The organism is Pseudomonas fluorescens, from assembly GCF_001708445.1.
Lineage (GTDB): Bacteria > Pseudomonadota > Gammaproteobacteria > Pseudomonadales > Pseudomonadaceae > Aquipseudomonas > Aquipseudomonas gorinensis.
Genome location: NZ_CP015637.1, coordinates 130,839 through 155,405, shown reverse-complemented (window position 1 = coordinate 155,405; position 24,567 = coordinate 130,839). Strand labels below are relative to the sequence as shown.

The window sequence follows — 24,567 nt, the reverse complement described above, 5'->3', positions numbered from 1 at the left end:
TCCCCGGGTTAATGCACGTTTACGAGATTGACCCGCCTCTCAAGGACAAGGACGATCCGCTGCCGGTGTCGACTGCATCGCCTGGGGGATGGCTTGGTTCGGCGCCTGCAACTCGTAGACAAAGAACGGGCAACGCACGCCCATCTTGCCCTCGACATCACCGCCGTAGACCATGCCGACATAGGCCTCGTACTGCCTGCCCTTTTCAAAGGTGTACACCCGCGACAGCGCCGGGCATTTGCTGTAGGTGCTGCCGTAGCTGCCCACCCCCAATTCTTCGCGTACCAACAGGAACGGCTTGCCCGCCGGCACCCGGTACTCGGCCACGATCTCGGCATACACCCCTTCGGCCATGCGGGTCATCCCCAGGTACTCGGCCATCTTCGGCAGCACGCGCGGCGCCATGCCTAACCGAGGCGGTACCAGGGGTGACTGTGGGTAGTTGACGCTCGGCTTGTCACCGTCATAAAAACGCCCGGCCTTGGCCAAGCCTTGCTCATTGCCCACACACCCCACATAGCTGCCGCCACGCACTTCGCCGTTGGTGATCACGCGTAACCGGGCGGTGTCAGTACCGCTGGCAGGCTCGACATAGGCCACCCAGGGTTGACGATTACAAGCGCCCAACAGCAAAAGTGAACTGATCAAGGCGAGGGACTTCAGCGTCATAGACAGGTTTCCATACAGTCAACGGGATGCAGTAGACGGTAGATCTCAGAGATTGATCACGATCGTCTTGGCCAACATATCGCCCAAGCGACGGCGCAGGCCGAACAGTACAAAAAGACCGTCCAGCACTATGAACAGCATCTTCGGAAAATTGCGCAGGAACGACTGGAACAGCGTGCAGTTCGTGGGGTACGGGTAACCCACCACGGCCGTGCGGCACACCCGTTTGCCCAGGCTCTGGCCATTGGGCAAGGCATCGCAAAACAAGTAGTACCCGAAGGCTGAAAACAGCAGCACATAGTGGAGGCCATCAAACAATGCCGGGCCTCCTGCAGACCCCAGATAGAAATAGGCATAGTCGAGGTTTCTGTTCAAAAACAGCAGGAAAAGCACCACCGCCATATCGATGAAATAGCCGAGCAGGCGCTTGCCTGGGCTGGCGAGGTTCCAGGTGCCTGCGGTCGATACTGATTCGCTCATACAGTCATTTATCCAAAAGTCGAAGAGATGTCATTGAGGCCGGCACATGTTGTACGTGCCCCGTTCGCGTCCATACGCTGTGGCTTTAACGTCATGGTGTTTGTGGCTGTTCTGTGGAAAAAGTGACGAAAAAGGGGACGGATTTATTTAGGTTTGGCGCTGGTTGGTACTAAATAAATCCCTTTTCTCCGGGTTTCATTGATTGTCCTTGAACAGGTAAAGGTACCCGGCAGTGCACCTGTCGGGGTTTATCGCAGGGGGTCACTACATTCCCCCATTACCGGATATGTAAGACTTCACATACGTCCATCGAGTGAGGATCCAATACGCCGAGAATACAAACGTAAGAGGAAAGCCGATCCAGTTGTATACCCAAGGCGAGTCAGTGTGCAGGGCAAGTGAAATCACCGCAGCGATGATCATCGCGAGTAGCAGGCTAGCCGCCAGAATCATGGAAAACAGTGAGATCGATAAGAAAAACCCACCGATCCATTTATTTCTTCTCACCCGAAGCCTCCTCGTAAAACGTATACCCTTGATCAACAACAGACTTCAGGCAGCGCTCCCAGCGCTGCCCCGTAAGGAAATGCGGTATTAAATAAATCTGTCCCCTTTTCTCCGTCTCCTTTTCTCCGCTTTTCTCCCTAGTTACTTCCGTTCATTACGCAGACTGCTGATAATCCGATTCCAGTAGCGTACAGCCTCAAAGTGCCGCTGTCTCGTCAACCAAGTTTTGTTCTCAGGACTGGTTGGATCACCACCAGCGATAGCGGGTTTAATCTCGAATAGCTCCATGCCTTTAGGGCGTGAGTGCTTATTAAGCTCACTCATTTTGGTCTGCCAATCGAGCAAATAGATCGGGAAGGTCGCTCGCTACCGATATAGCATACTGACGATTCATACCTATAAACGGAATTCGAACTACCGACATTGCTGCATCCAATGTGTCAAACCCATACCCCTCCCCTCCGCCGTTAGAAGCGAACAAAAATATACCTGGCGCATATGTCTCGACCTCATATTCACGATTGAATGCGACTAGCTCTTCTACCTTCCAAAAAATAATGTAGCTGTCGCCAATGAGTCCTTCGCCACCGTCGTGCGTCTTAAGGAATTCAATATAACTCTGAGGAAGTTCGACTCCCAAGTGTGTTGACAGACCATCAACAGCCGAAATTTCAGCCGGGCCATTGAGCTGCCCCTCTGTTAGATGATATTCCATAGCTATTTTCCTAAGTCTTTCTGCAATTGGTTCCACCAAGGAGTTACCTGCTACCGATGAACATCGCGAGGCAGCGATAACTTTATTGGCGGAATCGGTTGGACTTCAGTAAAAAAGGAGTAAAAAAGGGGACAGATTTATTTAAATAACACATCAACTTCAGAACTAATTCCGACGACCTGCCAGTTATTATAGGCATCGAAAGCATATAGCACGTCGCTGGAATTCCCACTGCAAGAAAGTAATCTGAGCTCTTCCCCCTAGTAAAATTCCTCATTTACCAGCTCAAGCCATATCGAGGAAGCATGCTCTTTGATTCCCAGCGATGCTAAACATAAAGCAAACACCTGAACACACTTTATCTCTGAGATTAGAATTGCAAAAAAATGGGACGGATTTATTTAGGTTTGGCGTTGGTCGGTATTAAATAAATCTGTCCACTTTTCTCCGCTGAATGTGAACGGGCGCAGATTTGCTCCCAGCCTTTCCCTTTCTCAATCGTGGCGCCGGTCGGTGGGGACTCCTCAGGGTCTGCCCCCTATTTTCTGTTTTTTCTTTTTTCCAGTCACACTAGCTAGTTAGCTGCTAAGTAAGTGCCATTCAAATCTGTCCCTTTTATCATCATCAAGGAAAATTGGTATCCACAAAGTCTCTAGCAAAATCTTCTGCGTTTATTTTTACACCAGCTCGCGCAAATTTTTCCGAATTCACGCGCCACACTTCTTTTATTTTCTCCACCAGGGATTCCGGAAAATCCATCTGAGACGCGACGACATCACTCCAACTGCCTTGCACCCCGTACAGCTCGTGCAACTTGGGCTCCAGCGCACTTAACGCCGCACACTGCTCGTCTGTCAGCTCATCAATAGCCGAAAGCACGTAGCATTCCAGTAGCCGGAGAAAAGGCTTCCCCTCATATCGATTCATAACGGCTCTCAAATAAAATCCAGGTGAACTTGCAACTGCTGCAAAAACTCATCGAAGCTTTCGGCAAGTTGGGTGCGTTCTGAGCCTTCATGTGAGTAATACCAAACAGAACCGGATGGCGAATCCAGCGAAATATAAAACTGGCTGCCACCTCCGTCGCGCCCAATGGGCAACATGAATGGCCCCAACACTTGAGCCCAGTCATCAAGAGCCTTATCCAGGCTGTCGATACCTGCGTCTCCTAGTGAATAAAACCAATCAACGCTGACGCTAGCATCTGGTGATGCGTTCAAAAAGAAACTTCCGGCTTCAGGATGCCCACCGTTGGCACTTCGGATGAATTGAAGGTAGGTTTCTGGAAGCCTACGGCCCAGCCGAGCCTCAAGGGCGCGCACGCTTGAGTCATCACCACTGAAACCCACGCTGGGGCGTCCCCCGACATTGATGTTCAACTCAGCAATATTCATTCTTCCACCTAATTTTTTGGGGCGCCTCTTGGAATTGCCCATTCAGAATATCCACCCGCAGCCCCCGCATCGGGATGCAGTACGCGCCACCAAGGAGAACCAGGTGTGTGTTGGGCGGTCGGTACTAATCGCATGATTCCTTCCTGACTGAAAGCAGTCGACGACGACGCATGCTCCCATGTCCAGCCAGCAAAAAAGGGGACGGATTTATTTAGGTTTGGCGCTGGTCGGTATTAAATAAATCTGTCCACTTTTCTCCATCACTAGGCCAACAAAATCGAATAATTACAAAAAATAAATAATATTTTAAAAGAGCAATTCTGCTGAACTCTAAAAAGCGCAAAACCGTGGTCTGACCCCTATTTTTCCGATTCCCCGTTCCATTTAGTCCAGAACTGTTTCGATCTCTTGTCTTAAAAAGCGCGGAGCCGACGTAGTTGCATAGCGTTGTGCTATTTCGAATGGGTCGACGATTTTAGTTTTAACACCTGGTTTTGAAAAGTCGCCGACCACGTATCTGGCAAAAGAGGGGGACGACTGGTCATCATCAAGTAGCCAATAGCCACCAAACAGGGAGATCAGGTATTCGCCGATGTAGTAGCCAATACGGGTAACAAACCAAACCCGATCTTCCTCATTGATGTCAGCGCGTTGAAAACCACTGTCCAGCTGGAATAAAAACCTTTTTGGCTCAATCAATACTTCATGTGGCTGATCAAATCCGAGACTTTCACAAAACTTATGCAGTACCGGCAGACGCTCAGATCTGAATGCCGGGAATTCAGCAGCGCGTCGGGCCAGCAGCATATCGGGCGTTTCGCCAGTATTCGCCATTGTCTACCTCAAAAACTAATTATGAATAATTACATCAATCTTGTTCAGCTCCAGCAATCTCGAAAGATTTTCTGCCGGGGGCGCTTCTAAAAATATCCACCTGGGTTGATAACCCTTCACTGTATCTCGAAGATAAAGATCTTTCTCAATCTGCTCATAAATTGGTCGGGAGCAGAAATAGGGGTCAGACCACCAATATCCATTGGTGCACTAATCGTGGTCTGTCCCCAATTCTTGGCGGATCAACGAACATTAAAAAACCAAAGAACGAGACCTAGAATAAAGCCAGCCCCAGCTATTTCCAGATAGAGCGTCATATACTCTTTTAGAAGCCCGACAACGTCTTCACCACCACTCAACCAATACCCGGAAACCTGAAAGAACACACACATAAACAACAGGCCGAACGCACAGGCACAAGGAAGATAGATGGCGATCCACCAAGACTCATTTCTTTTCATTGCCAACCGAAACCATTACGTGCGCCACGCAACCAAGAGAAATTCGCCCCGCTTATTTGGGGGCTTTATAAAAATGTGGTCTGACCCCGATTACCGCTTGATCAAGTTTGGTATATGAAAATTACATCTATCGAGTATCAGATAAAAAATCATAAAATTCTTTTTCTGTCACCTCAAACTCTGGCCCTTCGACCATTGCCATTAGTGACAACAACGCAATGTCTAAAGCTTTTGTGAGAGAAAGTTTTGGATCTTGGTAAATATCAAGTGCCTCTTTTGATATTTTAAAAATATCAAATCCATCAGCAACTACTCTTCCAAGTCTGTCAGCCACTATGTCTTCCATGCTCATTGCTGCCCCCGAGAAATAGGGGTCAGACCACCAATATACATTGGTGCACTAATCGTGGTCTGCCCCCTATTTCCCTCTGGGGATCGACACACAAGCGCCCCTTGATGTTCTCTTTGACGCCGCCGCGTATCGCATTCGTGCGGTGACTCAGTTTTTGGAGAACCTCGCATTTCGGGAGGATATCAGCAGTGATGCGATAGTGCTTCACGACTTTGCGCTGTTGCTGGCCATTCCGCTGAGAGATGGTTGTGATTTGCTCGATGTGATTGGGCGGAAGTTGAATTCACAAATTTCATAAGTAAAAATGGGCGGTTATTTTCATAACCGCCTTATTTAAAAATTTCAAATAGATAAAAATAAAAACTAATTTTTAAAGATCGTAATATTGCAAGCTCAATTCCATAGACACTCAAACAAACGTTATCTGACCTCGATTACCCGCTCTACCACCCATCACGCCCGGACATAAAAGATTTCACATAATCCCACCGTGTAACTATCCAGTACACAGCAAATATTGCTGACAAGGGAAATCCAATCCAGATGAACACCCAGTTCGAATCTGTGCGAAGCAGTATACCAATCACTATGGCGACCATCATGCCGAAAAACGTACTCACCCCACACACCACCGCCAACAATGAAACTATCAGCAGCAGGGTATTTATAAGTTTACTTGCTCGCATCGACCGCCTCATTGTAAAGGCTATTGCCTTTCGCGCCCACGGACAGAAAATATAGCAACATTGCACCACCATACGGCGCCTTTTTACCAAGAATAAATTGGTTATTATCAAACTTTCTGACCGTCACATCAAATATTGATTTTTTCTTGTTCAAACCATCAGCCACCCCCATCTTCAGAGGCACTTTTACAAACCCCGAACCAATTGACAACGCGAAATCTGCGGCACTATATATCACCGGCCCATATCCGCCAGGAATCTGATCAAAAGTCTGTTTAACATGATTATAACTGCCCTCTTCATTATTAACATGGTTATAAAGTGCTGAGGTGCCCTCCTCAATATTCCCCAATCCGAATACAATCATAGGCCCACCGAAAAAGCACCCGGCCACTGTGCCGCATAATGTGCCCCCCGAGTAAACACTTGCCCCTCCCGTGACAGTCTTGGCGGTGTTAGCTACCACAGGAATGACATCACGCGTTCCCGCATCAAAAACCGAGTCAGTGAGCGAATAGTTAAACAGACCTTTATCCCTTTGCGCATCTGCCCATTCAAGCTCATTACTCAGCCCGACCATATCGGCTTCACTCAAGTATGCATCGTGATACTCCTTAGTCCCTCGCTCCAGATGAGCCCAGCACTTGATGATGTAACACATGGCCTTCTCCAGGTTCGCTTCCGTGAAGTCACCTTTCTGCGCCTCAGCCTTGATCGCCGCCACCTCCGCCTCATGAGCTGCTCGATTATAGACGTCCACCGACATCGCGTTTCCTCCCGCGACAACAGCACCTGAGGTACCTCTCCCAGAGCCAACCACGGCCCCGGCGCCTGCCGCGATCAAGGCGGCCATTGCATCTTGATCCACACCCTTGATGCCATTTTTCCCCAACGCGTCGGCAATGGTCGGCATCAATGCAGCCGATGTTCCCGCACCCAGCGCACCACTCTGCACATTGCCACTGGACAACCCAATAGCCGCCCCCGCCAACGCGTGCAACATCACACGTGCCGCACCGCCTTCAGCCCAAGCCGCCCGGGTGGCCGCATCCGACTTCGGATCAGTAGCACGCGACTGGGCATAATCGCCAATCTTGTTGAAGATATCGCTGGAGGCCGTGTTGGCGACAATACCAACCGTCGTTCCTACAGGCGCGCCACCCAGCCCTGCGGCGATTAGTCCGGACGCGATATCGGCCATTAAGCGTTTGTCGCCACCGACCTGCCAGCGCTGGGCTTCCGTATAAGCGGCATTCGCTGCAAGCACCGTTCCAGCGGCATCCGGCGAACCGGTTTCGGTTTGGGTTTTGGCTTTATCGGCCAGAGCTTTCGCTTCATCCGCCTTCGCCTTGCCTACCGCACTGATCACCCCACTGGCCAACTGCGCCGAGCTTTGGATCAGATCAATACGCTCCTGCATGGCCTTTTCATCAGGCCGGTCAAGTTTCTGATTGGCATTGGCGGTGTCACGGTTCAGCCCCACCAGGTCATTGGCGCCTTCGGCATTGCGAACCACAATCGTGCCTTCGCTGACCGCGCTACGGGTGTAGCTATGGTCTTTCTCCTTGAGCGCTATCGGGATGCTGCCGCCCATCGACGCACCGCTGGTACTGCTGGAAGACACCGAAATACCGGCAGACTGACTTTTGATCTCGCTGACATTCTTGATATCGCTGACGATCAGCCGATCCGTGCTGAGCCGGTTCTTATCAGCTGACGCTTCACTGGCAATCACCGCGCCTTGCAGGGTGGTGTTCTTGCCGACATTGATGTCGTAGCCGCCCGTGCCCGCATACAAACCACTCTGGTCGGTCACGCCCTTGTAGTCGCTGTTCATATTGGCGGCGGCAAGGTTCGCCGAGCCCGCTACGGTAGAGCCGTAGCAGAACGGCGGGACGCAGATACTGGCGCCGAAGCCTGCGCTGCTCTGTTTGCTGCGCGACGACTCGGTGTCCTGTAGGGAGATGATATTAAGGTTGCCGCCAATATCTGCCTTGATACGGTCCGCACGAACCTGGGCGCCTTTGAGGGTGGTATCGCCACCGCTTTGTAACAACAGGCTGCCTGTATCGAGGGTGCTATTGACCTGAGTGACGGAGTTACCGTTGCCATTGTTCTTGGCACCCTGCGCTCCGAGGTCGAGGGTGAAGCCGTTTTGCTCGCCAATATTGAAGCTGGCGCCAATAGCGGTTTTATTTTTCGACCCTTCGTTTTTGCGGTCGGTGGTGTTTTGTGCGCTTTGCATCAGCACATCGTTTTTGGCTAACAACAAGGTGTTGGCGGCTTTCAAGCTGCTGCCGGTGATCTGGATATCACCCTGAGTACCCGCCGCTGCGCCCGTGGCAACGATCGACAAGTCTTGCCCTGCGTTGAGCGTGCTCTGCTTGGCGGTGACGCTGTTGAATTCGCTGCTGTTCTTGCTGCGGTTATTGGCCAGTTCGGTGCCGATTTTGATCAGCGAACCGTTGCCGGGCGTGCCGCCGGTTTTGTTTTTGAAGCCGGAGCTTTGCGCATTGGCGTCCGAAGCCTGGCCATTCAGGTTGTAGGCGGCGAGGGCTGCCTGGGCGATTTTGACTGCCTTGAGTCGTGGGTCATCAGCACTACGTGCCGCTTTGACGGCGTCGCGCATGCTGGTGGCGGTGTCCACTACCGAGCCCGCGATCACGCGCCCAACCGCCAAGCTCTTGGAACTGTCCTTACTGGTCTGACTGGCCGTCTCCATCCCCGAAGTAACGGTGACGTCAGCCCCACTCAACTCCATGTTCTTGGTGCTCACCAGATCACTGGCCACCACCTTCAACTCACGCCCCGCCGTCAACGACACATTGCCCGCGCTCGAACCGATAGTGCTGCCGGTCAAGGTCATTTCATTGGCGGTGCCGTTGTGTTTCGAGCTGTTGATGTACAGCTTCTGGTTGCCGGTCATGTCATCCAGACCGAGCTTGTTGCCGGTCAGCACGCCGGTGAGGTCGCGATTCTTTTCCTTGTGCATGTCGGTGCGGGCGAAGGTGTTTTGCGCCGCGTCGATGGTCAGGTCGCGGCCGGCCTGGACGGCGAGGTCGCCGGTGCTGACCAGGGACGAGCCGGTGACCGTGGCATCGCGTTTGGCGGCGACGGTGACGGTTTCGCCGGAGACCATGCTGCCCATGGCGGTGGTGCGTTTTTCGTCGACTTTGTCCTGGACTTTGCTCGACTTGAGGCCGCCCCAACTGCTTTTGCTTTCCTTGCGTTCGTGACGGGCGCTGTCGGCGTTGCTGACGGCGAGGATGTTCACGTCCTGGCCGGCCACCAGTTGTGTGGCGCCTTTTTCAGCGGTGACGGCACTGCCGGCCAGCAGCAGGTCGGTACCGGCGACGACGGTGCTGTTCGTCCCCGCGCTGACCAGGCTGCCAACGTTGTTCACGACGTCGGTTTCATCCAGGCGGAATTTTTTGCCCTGGGAGGTTTTCTTGGTCTTGCTGTAGAAGCTGTAGTCCTGGTCTTCAGCGCTGCGCAGGCTGAGGTTTTTGCCGGACACCAGGTACGCCTCGTTGCCGGCATTCACCTGGCTGGCGACCAGTTGCAGGTTCTGCCCGGCGCTCAGGGTGGCGTCGCCGCCGGCCTTGAGCACGCTGGACACTTGCTGGACGTGGTCCTCAATGCTTTTGACCTTCTTCGAACTCGACGCCGAATGCTGCTCGTTGGCAGCCGAGACGGCGTTGAAGTCGCGCGTGGCGATCAGGTTGAGATCGCGCTTGGCTTCGACCTGACTGGCACCAATGCTGATGTCACGCCCGGCAACCACATGCAGGTCGCGCCCCGCATCGACCACGGAGCCTTGTTGGGCGATGGTCATGAAGTTCGAGCGGCTGCCGATGTTGCCGCTGTCCAGGGTTTTCGAGGCGGTGATGTTCACGTCGCCCACGGCCTTGACCGTGGTGTCGGCACCGCTCTTGAGCACACCGCCGAGGTTGTTGACGTTGCCACCAGCCTGCAGGGCCAAATCGTTGGCCGATTCGATGCGCGCGGCGCTGTCGACGAAGTCGCTGCGTTCGGTGCGGTAGCTGCTGGCGCTTTCGTGGGTGGTGACGCTGCGCTCGTTGAGCAGGTCGGCGCCAGCCGCGAGGTTGACGTTGCCCGCGCTGATCACACCGCCAGCGCGGTTGCTCAGGTTGTTGCCGGCCAGTAAGTCAAGGCGACCACCGGCTTGCATCAACCCACTGTTGCTGAGGTTGCCGCCGACGTTCGCCAGCAGGCTGCCGGTGGCGCGCAGGGTGCCGGCGTTGTTGAGGTGGCTGCCGGTGATCAGGTTGATGTCAGTGCCGGAAATCAACGCGCCGTTGGGCGCCAGGCGGTTGCTGGCCTGAGCGAGGTACAACACCGGTACCAGCACTTGTTGGCCGGCGACGGTGGCGTTTTCCAGCCAGACGATATCGTGGGTCAGGGCCGCGACTTGTTCGGCGGTGAGGCTCACGCCCACCGACAGGTTAAGCGCGGTCTTGCTGCCGATGGCGTTGTCCATCAGGTGCTTGAACAGGTCGGCATCGCTGGTCTGGCCGTCAATGAAGCGCTGGCCGGTGCGGGCGAGTACGGCTTGCTGGATCAGGCGCTGTTCGTAGAAACCATCGCCCAGGCGCTTTTGCGCGGTGTCGGGGTCATAGCCGAGCTTGGTCAGCAGGTAGTCCGAGCCCAGGAACTGACGCATATCCGTGAGCAGCGGGTTGGTTTCGATCAGGTACTTATGCGGGTTGGCCGCGAACTGGCTGGTGGGCAGGCCTTTGGCGCCATCGCTGTCGTTGAGGTGGAACAGGCCGTTCTGGCCGGTGGGCAGGTCGAAGCCTGGCAGGCCCAGCGGGTTGACCTGTTGCTGGGCAACGTCCGGTGGCAGTTGCGGGTTGAGGCTGACCAGGGTCGAGTAGCCCGGCGCATGGGTGTTGGCGCCGCTGCCGACGTAGGTGTAGCCACCGCGCACGACACTGTTGTCGATGCCGGCCTGGGCCTTCACATCCACGCTGCCGCCGGCTTGGATCACGGCGGCGTAACTTTGGTCTGGCGCGCTTAACTGGGTTGTCTTGCGCAGGCCGGTCTGCTCGCTTTCCATCTTGCCGATGAACGCGGCCATCGCGGCTTCGACACCGCTCATGTCCCCGCCTGCGGCATAGCGTTGGGTGAACGCTGCGGCCTCGCGATACCAGCCTTCAGGGTTGCGCTCGCGCTCGGAGGTGAAGATGCGGTCGTACTGGGTGTCGTGGGTCACGACGCCGACGTTGGTGAGTTGGTTGACGATGGCCGTGAGGTTGCCACCGGCTGCGATGCTACTGCTGCTGTTGAGCAACTCGCCGCCAGTGAGCAGCATGTTGCCGCCCGAGGTGATGCTGGAGCCCGCCGTGGCGTCGCTGACGATGAAGCGGTCACGCTGGGTAATCTGGAACGGCCGGTTTTGCTTGCCGCCGTCACAGTCACCGCCGGTCACCCCTTCGATGCAGGCGGCGGGCGTGATGGAGGCGCTGTAGATGCCGGATTCGGTGGTGAGCACAGTACGGATGTTCTGGATCGTACTGGCTGCCAGGATCAGGTTGCGCTCACTCTCGATGGTCCCCGAGCTGTTGATGATGCTGGTGGCCAGGCCGCCCTGGCCATCACGGTCGACGCGCAGGCTGCCCATGGCATACATCGCGGCACCGAGGTTTTTCAGGCGGTCGACCTTGAGGCTCATGTCGCCGCCGCTGAAGATCAGGCCGTGGTCGTTGAGCAGGCTGCCCACCGAAAGATCCAGGCTGCCCTGGCTGGCGACGCTACCGCCCACGGTCCAGTCCTGGCCGCTGCCGACCAGCGCACGGGTGCCGAGCAATTTGCCGGTGGCGGTCTGGTTCAGGGTTCCGACATTGACGGTCAGGCGCCCGGCCTGGATCGCGGTGCTATTGGTCCAGTTGGCTTTATCGAGGGTCAGGTCGCCGTTGGTCACCAGGCTGCCGCCGACATCGTCGAGGCTGATGCCATTGAGGTCGAGTACACCGGTGCCCACATGCAACACCTTGCCGCCGGTGTTCTGGAAGCGGGTGGCGGCCAGGCTCAATTGGTCGTTGGCGGTCTCCAGGCTGCCGCTGTTGTTGAGCAGGCCGCCGATGGCGTAGCGGGTTTTGCCGCCGGTGCCCAAGGCACGCATTTGCCCACTGTTGTTCAGGCTGGCGGTCTGGACATCGAGGGCCGTGGCGCTTTCGATCAGGCCACGGTTGGTCAGTGCGCCATTGAGGCTGACGTCGACCCGGTTGCCGGCGATCTCGCCGCCGTTATCCACATTCATACCGGTCAGGTGCACGCGATCCCGAGCAAACAGCGCGCCGCTGCCGTTGTTGAAGTCAGTGGCGTCGATCCGCGCATCACCGGCTTTGGCGGCGATGCGGCCACCGTTGTTGTCGAGGGTACCGGCGGTGATGGTCACGCCCGACTTTTCACTGTGGATCAGGCCGTTACCGCTGTTTTGCAACAGGCCGCTGGTGGTCAGGGCCAGGCCATCGTTGGCGGCCAGGGTGCCGGTGTTACGGTTGTCGATGCTGTTGGCGAATACCGTCAGCAAGCCCTGGCTGGCGAGCTTGCCGCCCTGGTTATCGAGATGCGCGGCGCGCTGGATCAGCAACGGCCCGACGCTTGCCAGCTTGCCGTTGCGGTTGATCAGGTCGCCGATCAGATCCAGGGTGATCGCCCCGCCAGCGGTCAGGCTGCCGGCGCTGTTATCCAGGGTATTGCCGTTCAGGGTGAACGCACCGGTGCTGTCGATGATGCCGCCCTGGCTGTTGTCCAGCAGGCCGCTGACGTTGAGGGTCTGTGCGCCGTCGCTGAGCAGGCGACCTTTGTTGCGGTTGTCGACGCTGGCGGCGGTGACGTTCAGCGCCTGTTTGGCGCTCAAGGTAGCTCCCTGGTTATCCAGGCTTTGCGCGGTGGCGGTGAGGCTGCGATTGGCGATTACCGTGCCGGTATTGGTGATGTGTTGCGCGTCGAGCGTGACGTCGCCGTTAGCATTGCGGGTGTTGTCGGCGTTGACCCCGGCTTCGATGATGCCGCTGTTGGTCAGTTGGCCGTTGCTGGCCAGGGTGATGCTGTCGCGCGCGGCGAGGGTCTTGCTGTTTTTCAGTGTGCCCTTGGTCTGTGCCTTGAGGGTGGTGCCCGCGTACACGGCGCCCGTGGTCTCCAGGCTCGCGGCCTTGATGTCCATCGCACCGCTGGCGGCGGCCTGGGCCATGCTCAGGTGGCCGTTGGCGTCGAGCTGAATATCGCCACCACTGGCGGCCAGCGTGCCGTCGAGCTTCACGCCCACGCCGGCTTCGGTGCCCACCAGTTTGATCGCACCGGCATACATGCCGCCCAAGGCCGACGAGTCGATGGCCAACTCAGGCTTGGCGCTGCCGTCGTCGGCACGCGCGGTGGTTTTCAGGCTTTGCGCATCGACGTCATTGCGCCCGGCGATCACTGTCAGCTGGCGCGCGTTGATCTGCGCATTGATCTTGGCCGAGCGGGTGATGATTTCGAAGCGGTCGACATTGCTCGCGTTCAAGCCTTTGCCATCGATGGTCACGGCGCCGCCGTCGACCTGATAGCTTTTCAGTTGCCCGGCCTGATCGATCACCGGTTTGCCGGTGGTCAGGGTGACGTTAGGGGTGTTGATGAACCCGCAACCGTTGCAGCTGATGCCGTAGGGGTTGGCGACGATGACCTTGGCCGACTGGCCCGCCACTTCGGTGTAGCCGCGCAACTGGCTGGGGCTACCGCCTTTGACTTCGTTGAGGATGACATTCGCCGCGCCGCCCTTGAGGTTCGGGTTGCCGACGATGATCCCGCCCAGTTGCGTGTTTTGCAGCGGGCCGCTGGCGTTGTTGAGGATCACGCCGTTGGGGCCGACGTTGTAGTCCTTGAATTGGTTATGGGACAGGCCACTGCCATTGGGCGTGGCAATGTTCACCACCGGTACGCCGTTGCCCGCCTGGCCGAGCGTGGTGCCCGGGCCACTGACCACGATGCCGTCGGCCTGGGCCAGCAGCGGCTGCCAGAACAGCGCGTTGGCCAGGATCAGCGCCAGGCCGCGTTGGCTCAGGCTTTTCAGGGCAGAAACGGGGCGAACGTCCATATTCAAAATCTCAAGGTTGCGGGCATTGAATTACAGGTAGAAATCCAGGCGGAAATAGATCGGCGCTTCACGCTCGCTCATCACCGCCGGTCGTTCCAGGGAGTGGGCAAAGGTCACGCTGGTGCTGACGTTTTTGCCGCGGGCGAACAGCTCGAGGGAGTTGCTCGAAACGCGCCCATGGAGGTTGTCGTTGTAGCGATCATTGCGGATCACACCCTGGTCGTAGCCGACGCTGGCGCCGTACTCCAGGAACGCCGGGCGCATCCAGTCCCAAGTCACCGGGCGCGCCCAGCGCACGTCATTGCGCCAGTAACCGCCGCTGTCGCCGGTCAATTGCTGGTCCTTGAAACCGCGGACCGACGCCGACCCGCCGAGGCTGATGCGCTGCGGGCTGAACAGCACGTCTTCACTGCGCTGCCCGGTGGCCAGGCTGGAAAAACTGAACGACTCGCCCCACAGCGTGAACGGCTGCAGGTAGCTGACGGTGGCGGTGTATTTGCGGTAGTTCGGCGTGGGCGTGAGGTTGCCCTCGCGATCGCGTTCCTGGTCGTTGCTTTGCGCATCGAACGCGCCGATGCCGTTTTGCATGCCCAGGTCCACGTTGACGAAGGCACTGCCGATACGGCGCCCGTGGTTGATCCCCACCTGGAATTCGCTGAGGCGGTTGCTGCTGGTGTCCAGCCGCGCATCGAGCAGGTAGTTGTTGGTGCGCAAATGGGCAAGACCGACGTTGACCGACGTCTTGCTCACGTCGTCACGATGGATCACGCGCTCGGCCCGCAGTTGGTGGTTCTGGCTGTCGCCGTACTGCTTGAGCTTGTAGCCATCGAGGTCGGCCAGGGTGCGGTAGTCGCTCTCGCTGTAGGTGTAACTGAAGTTCCACCAGCCCCACGGCACGTTGTAGTAGAGCATGCTGTTTTTCGAGGTTTTCTGGTGGTCGCTGATGGCATCGTGGCCGCCGCGCAGGATCAGTTGATCGGCCAGGCCCAGCGGGCTGTCCCATTCCAGGCCGGCGCCCCACTGCTGTTCGCCGGTGCTTTTCTGGCCGTCGTTGTTGCGCGACAGGCTGGCGCGCCAGGGCTTTTGCGGCTGGTTCTTGACCAGCACTTCGCTGCCACCGATCTGGGTGCCGGGGGTCAGTTCCATTTGCGCCTGCTTGGACGGCAAGCGGCTCAACTGGTCGACCAGTTGTTCGACTTCACGCAGGTTGAGCGACTCGCCGACCTTGCCCGGAAACGCCATGGCCAGCTCGCGGTCGGTGACCGTGCTGCCTTCGGCGCCCTTCAAGCCTTCGAGTTTGCCTTCCACCACCAGTACTTGGAGGTGGCCGCTGGAAAGGTCCTGTTGTGGCAGGTAGGCGCGGCTGGTGACGCGGCCTTTGCCGATGTAGTCATCGGTGATGGCCTTGAGCAGTTCATTGAGCTGCGCGACGCCCAGGCACTGGCCGATATAGGGCTTGAGCAGGCGCGCGCGATCGGCGGCTGACAGGCTGTCGGCGCCTTTGAGTTCGATGGTTTTGATCGGGAAGCAACGCGTGTCCGCGGGCGTGGCCGGGGCCTGGGGCCGGGTGCCCTTACCCGGCAGATCCTGCAGCTCTTCGAGGCGGCGGCGCTGCTCTTCGAGAAGACGGCTTTGCCGGTCACGGATCAGGTCCTGATCCCCGGGCGTGGGGGCGGCAGTGGCACTGTTCAGGCTCAAGTAAGTGAGCAGGAAAGTACACAGCAATAACCGAGTCCGTGGCAATAACAGAGACATGTTCGATCCGTCGAAAATCAAGGGGCCGCAAACTAACATCGAGCGTCGACTGATCCAAGAAACTGGCTTAGTCGAATGCTTTGGCTAATTAATCCTGCAAGCGCTTGATTAATAACAATAAAAAATTATCAAAAAGATGAGCGATCTATCGCCGGAACTATTATTCCGACAAACGGCAACTCTTTTGATAGTTATTCGAGCACAACTTAATAACGGCCACTAATTGGCCATCAAGTTGGCGTCGAGTTAGGTTAGTACCGGAAAAGATCGAAAAGTTCGCGCGGGTTTTGTGAATTGGATCCCATTTGTCGGGATCCGCAGGGTGAGACACCCGTGTGGGAGTGGGCAAGCCCTAATGCCGTTCAGTTAAGGCTTTTTTGTAGGAGCGAGCTTGCTCGCGAAAAACTCACAGGCGCCGCGTTCATTGAACTCAGTAGTGAAACGATGCATCGCCGATGGTAGTGTGGGGTTTCCCCATGTGAGAGTAGGTCATCGTCAAGATTGAATTCCGAAACCCCTGTTTGCTTGCGCAGACAGGGGTTTTGTCGTTTATGGGGAAAATAATAGGCCCGTACCGAGCGCATCCCCTGCATCCGCGGCCAAGCTAATTCGTTGTAGTGGTGGGCTTCGCGCAAGCGTTCATATTGCGAATGTGGTTCGCAACAACGGGCTAGCTGGCTACCACTGGTCGGTTTCACACTCAAAAAGAGGAAGTTTCGCACAAAGGCTTAAGATTTCACTCCATTTGGCCGAAAGCCTGACGAGCCATGCGTGCACCGAAATAGAGCGAACCGAGAGTCCGCCTATACCGTACATGGAATGTTCCACTCGGCACGCCCACCCTTTTGGCAAAAGAAGTCGATGAAATGAATCTTAAGTTCAGTCATAAAATTCTGTTGGCCGCGTCAGGCGTCGTGGTTCTGGCCTTCGCGTTATTCACGCTCTACAACGACTACCTGCAGCGCAGCACCATCAAGCAAAACCTGGAATCGTCCATCCAGCAATCCGGTGAACTTACCGCCAGCAGTGTGCAGAACTGGCTGAGTGGGCGAATACTCGTACTCGAAAACCTGGCGCAAAACATTGCCCATCAAGGCAGTGGTGCGGACCTCCCGGGTTTGGTCGACCAACCTGCGCTCACTGCAAACTTCCAGTTCACTTATGTCGGTCAGACCAACGGCGTGTTCACACAGCGCCCGGACGCGAAAATGCCCGATGGTTACGACCCGCGCCAGCGGCCTTGGTACAAACAAGCCGTGGCTGCCGATAAGACTATGCTGACCCCTCCCTACATGGCGGCGGTGGGTGGGCAGATCGTGACCATCGCCATGCCGGTGAAAAAGAACGGTGAACTGCTGGGCGTGGTCGGCGGTGACCTGAGCCTGCAAACCCTGGTCAAGATTATCAACTCGGTGGACTTTGGCGGTATCGGCCATGCGTTCCTGGTCAGCGGCGACGGCCAGGTCATCGTCAGTCCCGACCAGGACCAAGTGATGAAGAACCTCAAGGACATCTACCCTGGCACCGGCGTACGTATCGAAAAGACCAGTCAGGACGTGGTACTCAATGGGCAGGATCGCATTTTGGCGTTCACCCCTATCGGCGGCTTGCCAGGCGCAGACTGGTACATTGGCCTGTCGATCGATAAGGACAAGGCCTACGCCCCGTTGGGTAAATTCCGTACATCAGCGTTGATTGCCATGCTGATTGCGGTGGTGGCGATCGCGGTGCTCTTGAGCCTGCTGATCCAAGTCTTGCTGCGGCCCCTGACTACGATGGGCGTTGCCATGCAGGATATCGCCCAGGGCGAAGGCGACCTGACCCGTCGGCTGGACGTCACCAGCAAGGACGAGTTTGGCGAGGTAGGCAGTGCATTCAACCAATTCGTCGAGCGTATCCATGCGTCCATCTCCGAAGTGTCTTCGGCGACGCGCCAGGTGCATGACCTGTCCCAGCGTGTGATGGCGTCCTCCAACGCCTCGATCATCGGCTCCGACGAGCAGAGCGCGCGGACCAACAGCGTCGCGGCCGCCATTAACGAGCTGGGGGCCGCCACCCAGGAAATCGCACGTAACGCCGCCGATGCTTCGCAGCACGCCAGCGGTGCCAGCGAGCAGGCTGACGATGGGCGCAAAGTAGTGGAGCAAACCATCCTGGCGATGTCGGAACTGTCGCAAAAAATTAGCCAGTCCTGCACCCAGATCGAAACCCTGAACGCGAGCACCGATAACATCGGCCACATTCTCGATGTGATCAAAGGCATCTCCCAACAGACCAATCTGCTCGCGCTCAACGCTGCGATCGAAGCGGCGCGTGCCGGGGAAGCCGGTCGTGGATTTGCCGTGGTTGCCGATGAGGTGCGCAACCTGGCCCACCGCACCCAGGAGTCCGCGGAGGAGATCCACAAAATGATCACTTCGTTGCAAGTGGGCTCGCGTGAGGCGGTGACCACCATGAACGCCAGCCAGACCTCCAGCGAAGAGAGTGTCGAAGTGGCTAACCAGGCGGGTGAGCGCCTGATCAGCGTGACGCAGCGCATCGTTGAAATCGACGGCATGAACCAATCGGTCGCCGCCGCCACCGAAGAGCAGACCGCTGTTGTGGAAACCCTCAACGTCGACATCAATCAGATCAATCTGCTGAACCAACAAGGCGTGGCCAATCTCAACGAAACGTTGAAGGATTGCGATGCACTGTCCCAGCAGGCCAGCCGCTTGAAGCAATTGGTCGACAGCTTCAAGATCTGACCTTGATGGCATCGGAGCGAGGCTTCTCGCTCCTATTGCTTAGCCGAGCATCTGGCGCACGTTCTCCAGTGCGCTGTCGGCGAACCCTTGGATAAACCCTTCAAACTCAGCCTGCGGCATCTCGATGGGTTCGCCAATCAGGGTCCAGGTCGCCCGTGCGCTTCCAGCGTCGAGGGCCTCCACACTCATCGCTGCCCACAAATGGGCCACGCCGAGGGTGTTGTAGATCGTGGTCCAGGTCATGCACATCGCCGTATCGTCATGGCTATTGAGTTGCTCCACGACGCAGTGGCCATCGTGAAAATACTTCGTGCGCAAAGCACCCACGCCAACACCGGTCATCTCGATGTGCGACAGGGCCGGAATGAAGGCATCAAAGCCTGCAAAGTGACCCACCACGTCCCACAGGCGAGCCGCCTCGCAGTTGACGATGACAGACGCCACCACGGGTGTGCCTTGGGGGTTGCGGATCAATGTATTGGGTTGCAGCGGTTTCATGAGGGGGTCCTGAAGCAGTTCAGAGAAAGCCGATGGCCTTGAGGTAGTCGCAGCCCTTGCGCAGCAGCGCCGAGTTCTTGTCGGGATACTGCGTGCCCATTTTCTCTATGCCCGCACGGGCGTTGTCATGACGGATCATTGAGGTATCGCCGATGTCTTCATCCAGCCCCTCCAGGTAAAAGCCCAGCACGCCAAATAACGCGTTTTCAGGGCCCACCGTTCGCAGCGCACGCTGCCAGTGCGCAACGCTGACACGCTCAAACCGGTAGCCCACCTGGCTGAACACATCGAGGTAATGATCCCAGCTCAATGGCTGAGGGTTGTGCAGGTTGAATACGTTAAGCCCGGCATCAAAACGGCCGCAGTGGAATGCGAGAAATTGGGCGAAAAAGTCCACGGGCATCAGGTCGAAGTTCACCTCCAGGCGTGGGACCAGCCCCAGTTGCAACGACCCCTTGAGCATCAGCATCAAGCGATTTTTCTGTGGCTGGCAAACACCGTTGCGGCTGTTGAAACTGATATTTCCCGGACGATGAATGTTGACCCAGGCACCTTGTGTCGTCGCGTGCGCCAATAGCCGCTCGGCGACCCATTTGGACAAGTTATAGCCATTCTTGAGGTAGATCGGCGGGGTCGCCGCGGCTGGCGTTTCGAGCACATGCCCACGGGCGTCGATACTGCTGCATGCCGACAGTGTCGAGATGAAATTGAGGACCTTCTTGCAGCGGGTCTCACACAGGCGCAGGCACTCCAGCACTGGCTCGACGTTGTGTTTTGCCAGCGAGGCATAATCCATCACGTGATTGACCTGCGCCGCGTTGTGCACCAGAGCGCCATAGTCCTGGGCCAGAGACTCATACACCTCACCCGTCAGGCCCAGGCGAGGCTGACTGATGTCTGCGGCGTACACCTGTACTCGGCTCAGGTCCAAATGTTCCAGGCGATACTCACTCAACGCCTGGGCGAACCGCGTCGCTGCCGGTTGGCCTGGCAGTTCACGCACCAGGCAGGCGACCTCTGTTGCACCGCCAGCCAGCAGGGCCTCGACGATATGCACGCCGATAAAGCTGTTGGCGCCTGTAACGATCACTTTGCGCGGATCACCCATGCGTTCATCGGACAGCACCTCGATCATCGGGTCTCGCAACGCATCCCGGACCGCCTGGCCGCACGGGGTATCCGGTAGCACAGCGTCCTCCATCAGCAGTGCGAGGGTGCGAATCGTCGGCATTTCAAAGAAGCGATTCAAGGGCAGGCTGCGGCCGAGTTGCTCACGCATCCGCAGCAGCAGCGTCGATAACAGGATGGAATGGCCACCCAGGTTGAAGAAGCTGTCATCCATCGAGAACGCCTCCACGGGTAACCGCAACAGTTCACTCCATAGTTCCGCCAGCTGCATTTGCAAGGGCGTCTGCGCTGCCTGGCCCTTGGTATTCGACGCAGGTTGAACGGGCAACGCCAGCAACGCCTGGCGATCGATTTTGCCGTTGCTGGAGTACGGCAGGTTGGGCAACTCGGTCCACACGTCGGGTTGCAGGTAATCCGGCAACCACTGTTGTGCATGCTGCTTCAGGTCGGCCATCGTGGCGCCTGGCTCCGGCTGAGCGACAATGCTGCGGATCCTGCGCTCACCATCAATCACCACCGCCACCTGGCGGAACAGTCGGCTGTTACGCAGGTACTCCTCGATTTCCTGGGGCTCGACCCGCACCCCGCGGATCTTCACCTGTGCATCTCGTCGCCCGCCCAGCTCGATACCGTCGGCGGTCCACTTCGCAAGATCGCCACTTCGGTAAGCCCGCAGGGTTTCCCCACTCGGCAACGCCAGCTCGATGAAAGGATCGTCATGGGCCTGCGTTGCGTCCAGGTACCCCAGGCCGACCCCAGGGCCGACGATGTACAGTTCGCCCATCACCTGCTCGTCCACGGGTTGCAGGTGCTCGTCGAGGATCAGCACTTGGCTGTTGGCGATCGGGCGGCCCAGGTTGCGGTTGCCATCGGCGGGTTGCAAGGTTCGATGGGTGACCAGCACAGTGGCTTCGGTCGGTCCGTAGAGGTTATGCAACTGGCACTGCCCGGCCAATTGTTCGATCACATACGGCTCGCAGGCATCACCGCCAGTGAGCAGGTGCGAAAGGCCCAACGGTTGCGCCAATGGCAGAATGCTGAGCAGTGCCGGCGGCAGGAACGCATGACTGATCCGCTCTTGGCGGATCAGCTCCACCAGTTGTTGTGGATCGCGCCGCTGTGCCTCGCTGGGAACGAACAACTGCGCACCGGCGATCAGGCCGGGGAAGATATCCATCAGCGACGCATCGAAATTCAACGAGGCAAATTGCAGTACGCGACTTTGTTCGCTCAACTCCATGCAGCTGCCAAACCAGGCGGTGAAGTGGGCGAGGTTACCTTGGCTGAGCAGTACACCCTTGGGCCGGCCGGTGGTGCCCGAGGTGAAGAGCGCCATGCACGGGGCATGGATGTCGGGATGCCGGACACCCAAGGGGTGGGAGGTATCTGGCTGGCTGACGGTGCTCACGTCCAGTGCCACGAAGCGCTCCCGCAGCGGATGCTGGCCGTCGTCCAGTAATACCTGGGCGCCAGCACTTTCCAGCATGGCTTGCTGGCGTTGCGGTGGATGGTCCGATGTGAGCGGCAGGTACACCGCGCCACAGCCCAGCACGGCAAGAATACTGGCATACAGCGCGGTGGATTTTTCCAGGCAAACGCCAACTACCGCTGGCGCCGCACGGCTCTCCAGCAGTGGGCCAAGCTGTTGCTGGATGGCTGACGCTCGAACCTGTAACTGCCGGTAAGTCACCACGTTGCCCGCAATGTTCAGGGCGGGCCGCTCGGCAAAGGCGAGAAGGCTGGCCCGCAACCGCTCGATCATCGGCACTTGGGCGGCCTGCAACAGGGCTGGCGCCGCTGTGCGATTAAACCGATGCAGGTACGCCAGCGTCTCCAGCGCTTGCAAGCCTTGCTCGGGCCACGTGTTGGCGCAGGCTTCGCTCGCAAGATGCCCAGGGTCGCGCGCGAGGCTGCTGACGTGCAAGGCCACCCATTCCAACAGCGCGTTCGTGGCCTGCCTGCGCAATCGTTGACCGTTTCCGCTGGGTTCTTCAGCGAGATCAATCGCAGCGATCAGGCGCCGGTTGTTCTCATAGCCGCGTAACTGCAGCGCGGGCAAACCGTTGTCGCCCACAGGGCCTATGCCCAGGCGCAAGCTGATGCGTGGAGGTTCGTGCAAATGGAGAGGCAAGGGCTGGCTGCCGTCTTCGATCACCAGGTCAGTCATTTCATCGCCAGACCGATGTCCGTATTGCTCCAGCACCTGCCTCACCGTACCCAATGCGGTACTGACACCGCCCCAGCCAATCGTCAGGCGCCTCATGCCGCTCTCCCGGCCAGTAACAGATAATCGTCCAGCGCCTGGGCGATGCTCGGTGTCTGCAGCAGCCCACTGTGGTGCAGGAACCCCATGATGTTGGCGATCAGCGGATGTTGGCGGGTGATGGGAAAGTCCAGTGCTTCTATCTCGGCCCTCAATGCACCGCGAGTACTGGCGCTGACGTCCAGATGGTCAATCAGTTGAAGGTCGAAGGCTTTCTGCAGGTCATGGGTCAGGTAGTGCGCCAGGAACGTCGGCAGGGCTCGGGCAATACCGTCGCGATCATCCACGCTGGCCGCCTCCCAATAGAGGCGCACCAAGCGTGTCCAGAACTGTGCATGGCGCCCTTCGTCAAACAGGTGGTCGGCCATCAGTCCGCGGACAGATGACTTGACGCTCTCGTCGTTGGAAAACGCGGCGACGTCCTGGGTGACGGTATTTTCGGCGATGGCCACGCCGATCAGTTCCACGGCGTCGTGCAGGTGCGCCGGGGCCTGTGCCAGCGCCGCTGGCAAGGCACGGCTCAGCTCGATTTCCCGTGGCAGATCGAGCGGTTGTATGCCGGTCATCGCCACGGTCTGTTGGAGGAAATCCAATGCCACCAGGGCGTGGTAATCCTCATCGACCACGACAGTCATCGCGTCGTAGCGGCACACGAGGGGGAAGGGCAGGGCGAAGCGGTTCTTGGCAATGCGGCGAGCGGTCTTGTCGACGATCTCGGTTTCGAAAATCACCACATCGTTGATGAATTTGTAGAAGCTTTGCACCAGCACAAAGTCGCGCCATTGCGGGCAATGTTCGAGAAAGGTCGCACAGAGCGCCAATGGCTGGCGGCACAGCGGATAGATCAGCTTGTCGTCGTTTTCCATCTGGCGGCGAGGGCGTGTGCGAATGGTTGCTCGACGCTCCCAGTCTTCGGCGATGGAGCGGTAGTTGGCGATGTTCATGGGCGCACCGTTTGCAACGAGGCCAGCACGTCGTCCCAGAGGGTCATGCGGTTTTCCACGGCCCGGAGCGCGGTTTCAGCGGCCTGCGCCTGGCGGCGTGGGTCTGCGCCGACCAGGCGTTGAAGCAACTGTTGCGCCCCTGGCTCATGGCCTTGGGTATCCAGCTCAATGTGACGGTGGAGGTAATAGCCCAGGGTGGGCGCTCGGCGATGGATGACCTCGCTACCCCGCAGCAGGCGTTCGAACATGAACGGGATGACGCTTTCGCGGCCATGCAGGAAGGCGGCTGCCACACAATGGGTCGGTGCGTTCAAGGCAATGTGCAGCGTACTCTCGACGAAACGGGCTACGCCAGGTAGCACGTCGATGTATTGCAACGCGGTATTGGCCTTCATGCCCTGGCGTTGCAGCGTAATGAAGGTGTCAATCGCGGCGGTGCTGGCGTCCACTTCGACCATGGCGTCGCGGTATAACTCGAAGTGGCTGCAATGACCTTGTCCCAGGCGCTCGTCCGATTCCTCGCCCAGCACAATCTCATTGATCAGGCGGGCGGCTTGCGGGTCGATGGGGGGAAGCCAGGGCAACTGCGTACAGGTCAAGTCTTGTTGAAGGCGTTTGGTGAGCGTCATGAAGTCCCATACCGCAAACACATGGCTTTTCATAAAAAGTTGTAACTTGTTGAGTGAAGTTATTTCTTCAAATAACGGATGGCTGCATAACTGCAGTTTTTTTTGCTCAAGTAACGTGTGATGCATGGTTGATGCCTATAAGTTGTTGCGACTGCTCTGAACACAGGGGGGCGTTTACGGCTTGGAAGTAGATAGGTAGCGTTTGGCCAAGCCCCGCCTGCAGGCGCGGAGTTACGTGGCCGGATGAAGTGGTTTTTTATTGGCGAAAGACAATAAGCCGATTGAGTGCCTGGATAAGCTTATAAGTGTATTAGTTGCTTATCTGGGGGCGGCATTTATTGTGGGTAAGTTGTTTTATCAAGGGTGGGAAGTTTCATGTCCCAGCGTTAATAGGCGCGTGTTGT

16 protein-coding genes are annotated in these 24,567 nt (G+C 57.4%); 2 read left to right on the top strand and 14 right to left on the bottom strand.

Features of this window, described 5'->3' with window-relative positions; genetic code table 11:
• Window positions 1-39: 39 nt before the first annotated feature.
• The 8 genes from A7317_RS00670 to A7317_RS29720 form a co-directional block, all read right to left on the bottom strand.
• Window positions 40-669: an amidase gene (locus tag A7317_RS00670; RefSeq protein WP_069074984.1), complete on the bottom strand. Its 630-nt coding sequence runs from the start codon at window positions 667-669 to the stop codon at window positions 40-42.
• Window positions 670-714: 45 nt separating this feature from the next.
• Window positions 715-1,149 (bottom strand): RDD family protein, encoded by a 435-nt coding sequence (locus A7317_RS00665; protein ID WP_069074983.1) that lies wholly within the window; start codon window positions 1,147-1,149, stop codon window positions 715-717.
• 823 nt (window positions 1,150-1,972) lie between these two features.
• Entirely contained in the window at window positions 1,973-2,371 is a 399-nt protein-coding gene (locus A7317_RS00655; RefSeq protein WP_024072706.1) for an SMI1/KNR4 family protein, read from the bottom strand.
• Between the two features lie 624 nt (window positions 2,372-2,995).
• The gene (locus A7317_RS00650) at window positions 2,996-3,250 is read right to left on the bottom strand and encodes a hypothetical protein (protein ID WP_231808977.1); all 255 of its coding nucleotides are present in this window, start codon (window positions 3,248-3,250) and stop codon (window positions 2,996-2,998) included.
• A gap of 56 nt (window positions 3,251-3,306) precedes the next feature.
• The gene (locus tag A7317_RS00645; protein WP_081329136.1) at window positions 3,307-3,807 is read right to left on the bottom strand and encodes an SMI1/KNR4 family protein; all 501 of its coding nucleotides are present in this window, start codon (window positions 3,805-3,807) and stop codon (window positions 3,307-3,309) included.
• A gap of 342 nt (window positions 3,808-4,149) precedes the next feature.
• A complete protein-coding gene (locus A7317_RS00640; protein WP_024072703.1) occupies window positions 4,150-4,599 on the bottom strand; it encodes a hypothetical protein in 450 nt (149 codons plus the stop codon).
• A 242-nt stretch (window positions 4,600-4,841) separates the two neighbouring features.
• Window positions 4,842-5,060 (bottom strand): hypothetical protein, encoded by a 219-nt coding sequence (locus A7317_RS30515; protein WP_143036975.1) that lies wholly within the window; start codon window positions 5,058-5,060, stop codon window positions 4,842-4,844.
• Window positions 5,061-5,187: 127 nt separating this feature from the next.
• Window positions 5,188-5,412: a hypothetical protein gene (locus A7317_RS29720; RefSeq protein WP_024072701.1), complete on the bottom strand. Its 225-nt coding sequence runs from the start codon at window positions 5,410-5,412 to the stop codon at window positions 5,188-5,190.
• Window positions 5,413-5,488: 76 nt separating this feature from the next.
• Between A7317_RS29720 and A7317_RS30940 the strand changes: the two genes are divergently transcribed.
• A complete protein-coding gene (locus A7317_RS30940; RefSeq protein WP_081329137.1) occupies window positions 5,489-5,710 on the top strand; it encodes a hypothetical protein in 222 nt (73 codons plus the stop codon).
• A gap of 374 nt (window positions 5,711-6,084) precedes the next feature.
• On the opposite strand, the gene A7317_RS00630 is transcribed toward A7317_RS30940, so the two are convergent.
• Together A7317_RS00630 and A7317_RS00625 are read right to left on the bottom strand one after the other, a co-directional pair.
• Window positions 6,085-14,199 carry a hemagglutinin repeat-containing protein gene (locus tag A7317_RS00630; protein ID WP_237141785.1) on the bottom strand — a complete coding sequence of 2,705 codons (8,115 nt, stop codon included), beginning with the start codon at window positions 14,197-14,199 and terminating at the stop codon, window positions 6,085-6,087.
• 30 nt (window positions 14,200-14,229) lie between these two features.
• Window positions 14,230-15,954, bottom strand: a complete 1,725-nt coding sequence (locus A7317_RS00625) for a ShlB/FhaC/HecB family hemolysin secretion/activation protein (RefSeq protein WP_069074981.1) — start codon at window positions 15,952-15,954, stop codon at window positions 14,230-14,232.
• Window positions 15,955-16,820: 866 nt separating this feature from the next.
• On the opposite strand from A7317_RS00625, the gene A7317_RS00620 reads away from it, so the two are divergent.
• Window positions 16,821-18,701: a methyl-accepting chemotaxis protein gene (locus tag A7317_RS00620; protein WP_024072661.1), complete on the top strand. Its 1,881-nt coding sequence runs from the start codon at window positions 16,821-16,823 to the stop codon at window positions 18,699-18,701.
• A gap of 39 nt (window positions 18,702-18,740) precedes the next feature.
• Here the strand turns inward: A7317_RS00620 and A7317_RS00615 are convergent, their stop codons facing one another.
• The 4 genes from A7317_RS00615 to A7317_RS00600 are packed head-to-tail and all read right to left on the bottom strand — an operon-like array spanning window position 18,741 to window position 24,289.
• The gene (locus tag A7317_RS00615) at window positions 18,741-19,199 is read right to left on the bottom strand and encodes an SRPBCC family protein (protein WP_069074980.1); all 459 of its coding nucleotides are present in this window, start codon (window positions 19,197-19,199) and stop codon (window positions 18,741-18,743) included.
• Window positions 19,200-19,218: 19 nt separating this feature from the next.
• The gene (locus A7317_RS00610) at window positions 19,219-22,590 is read right to left on the bottom strand and encodes an amino acid adenylation domain-containing protein (RefSeq protein WP_069074979.1); all 3,372 of its coding nucleotides are present in this window, start codon (window positions 22,588-22,590) and stop codon (window positions 19,219-19,221) included.
• Window positions 22,587-23,534: a diiron oxygenase gene (locus A7317_RS00605; RefSeq protein ID WP_024072664.1), complete on the bottom strand. Its 948-nt coding sequence runs from the start codon at window positions 23,532-23,534 to the stop codon at window positions 22,587-22,589. The genes A7317_RS00610 and A7317_RS00605 overlap by 4 nt, the downstream gene beginning before the upstream one ends.
• A complete protein-coding gene (locus A7317_RS00600) occupies window positions 23,531-24,289 on the bottom strand; it encodes a DUF3050 domain-containing protein (RefSeq protein ID WP_069074978.1) in 759 nt (252 codons plus the stop codon). The genes A7317_RS00605 and A7317_RS00600 overlap by 4 nt, the downstream gene beginning before the upstream one ends.
• Window positions 24,290-24,567 lie beyond the last annotated feature (278 nt).

Coding starts and splice junctions, on each gene's coding strand:
- A7317_RS00670 (WP_069074984.1), bottom strand. CDS start 669: ATGACGCTGAAGTCCCTCGCCTTGATCAGTTCACTTTTGCTGTTGGGC.
- A7317_RS00665 (WP_069074983.1), bottom strand. CDS start 1,149: ATGAGCGAATCAGTATCGACCGCAGGCACCTGGAACCTCGCCAGCCCA.
- A7317_RS00655 (WP_024072706.1), bottom strand. CDS start 2,371: ATGGAATATCATCTAACAGAGGGGCAGCTCAATGGCCCGGCTGAAATT.
- A7317_RS00645 (WP_081329136.1), bottom strand. CDS start 3,807: ATGGGCAATTCCAAGAGGCGCCCCAAAAAATTAGGTGGAAGAATGAAT.
- A7317_RS00640 (WP_024072703.1), bottom strand. CDS start 4,599: ATGGCGAATACTGGCGAAACGCCCGATATGCTGCTGGCCCGACGCGCT.
- A7317_RS30515 (WP_143036975.1), bottom strand. CDS start 5,060: ATGAAAAGAAATGAGTCTTGGTGGATCGCCATCTATCTTCCTTGTGCC.
- A7317_RS29720 (WP_024072701.1), bottom strand. CDS start 5,412: ATGAGCATGGAAGACATAGTGGCTGACAGACTTGGAAGAGTAGTTGCT.
- A7317_RS00630 (WP_237141785.1), bottom strand. CDS start 14,199: ATGGACGTTCGCCCCGTTTCTGCCCTGAAAAGCCTGAGCCAACGCGGC.
- A7317_RS00625 (WP_069074981.1), bottom strand. CDS start 15,954: ATGTCTCTGTTATTGCCACGGACTCGGTTATTGCTGTGTACTTTCCTG.
- A7317_RS00620 (WP_024072661.1), top strand. CDS start 16,821: ATGAATCTTAAGTTCAGTCATAAAATTCTGTTGGCCGCGTCAGGCGTC.
- A7317_RS00615 (WP_069074980.1), bottom strand. CDS start 19,199: ATGAAACCGCTGCAACCCAATACATTGATCCGCAACCCCCAAGGCACA.
- A7317_RS00610 (WP_069074979.1), bottom strand. CDS start 22,590: ATGAGGCGCCTGACGATTGGCTGGGGCGGTGTCAGTACCGCATTGGGT.
- A7317_RS00605 (WP_024072664.1), bottom strand. CDS start 23,534: ATGAACATCGCCAACTACCGCTCCATCGCCGAAGACTGGGAGCGTCGA.
- A7317_RS00600 (WP_069074978.1), bottom strand. CDS start 24,289: ATGCATCACACGTTACTTGAGCAAAAAAAACTGCAGTTATGCAGCCAT.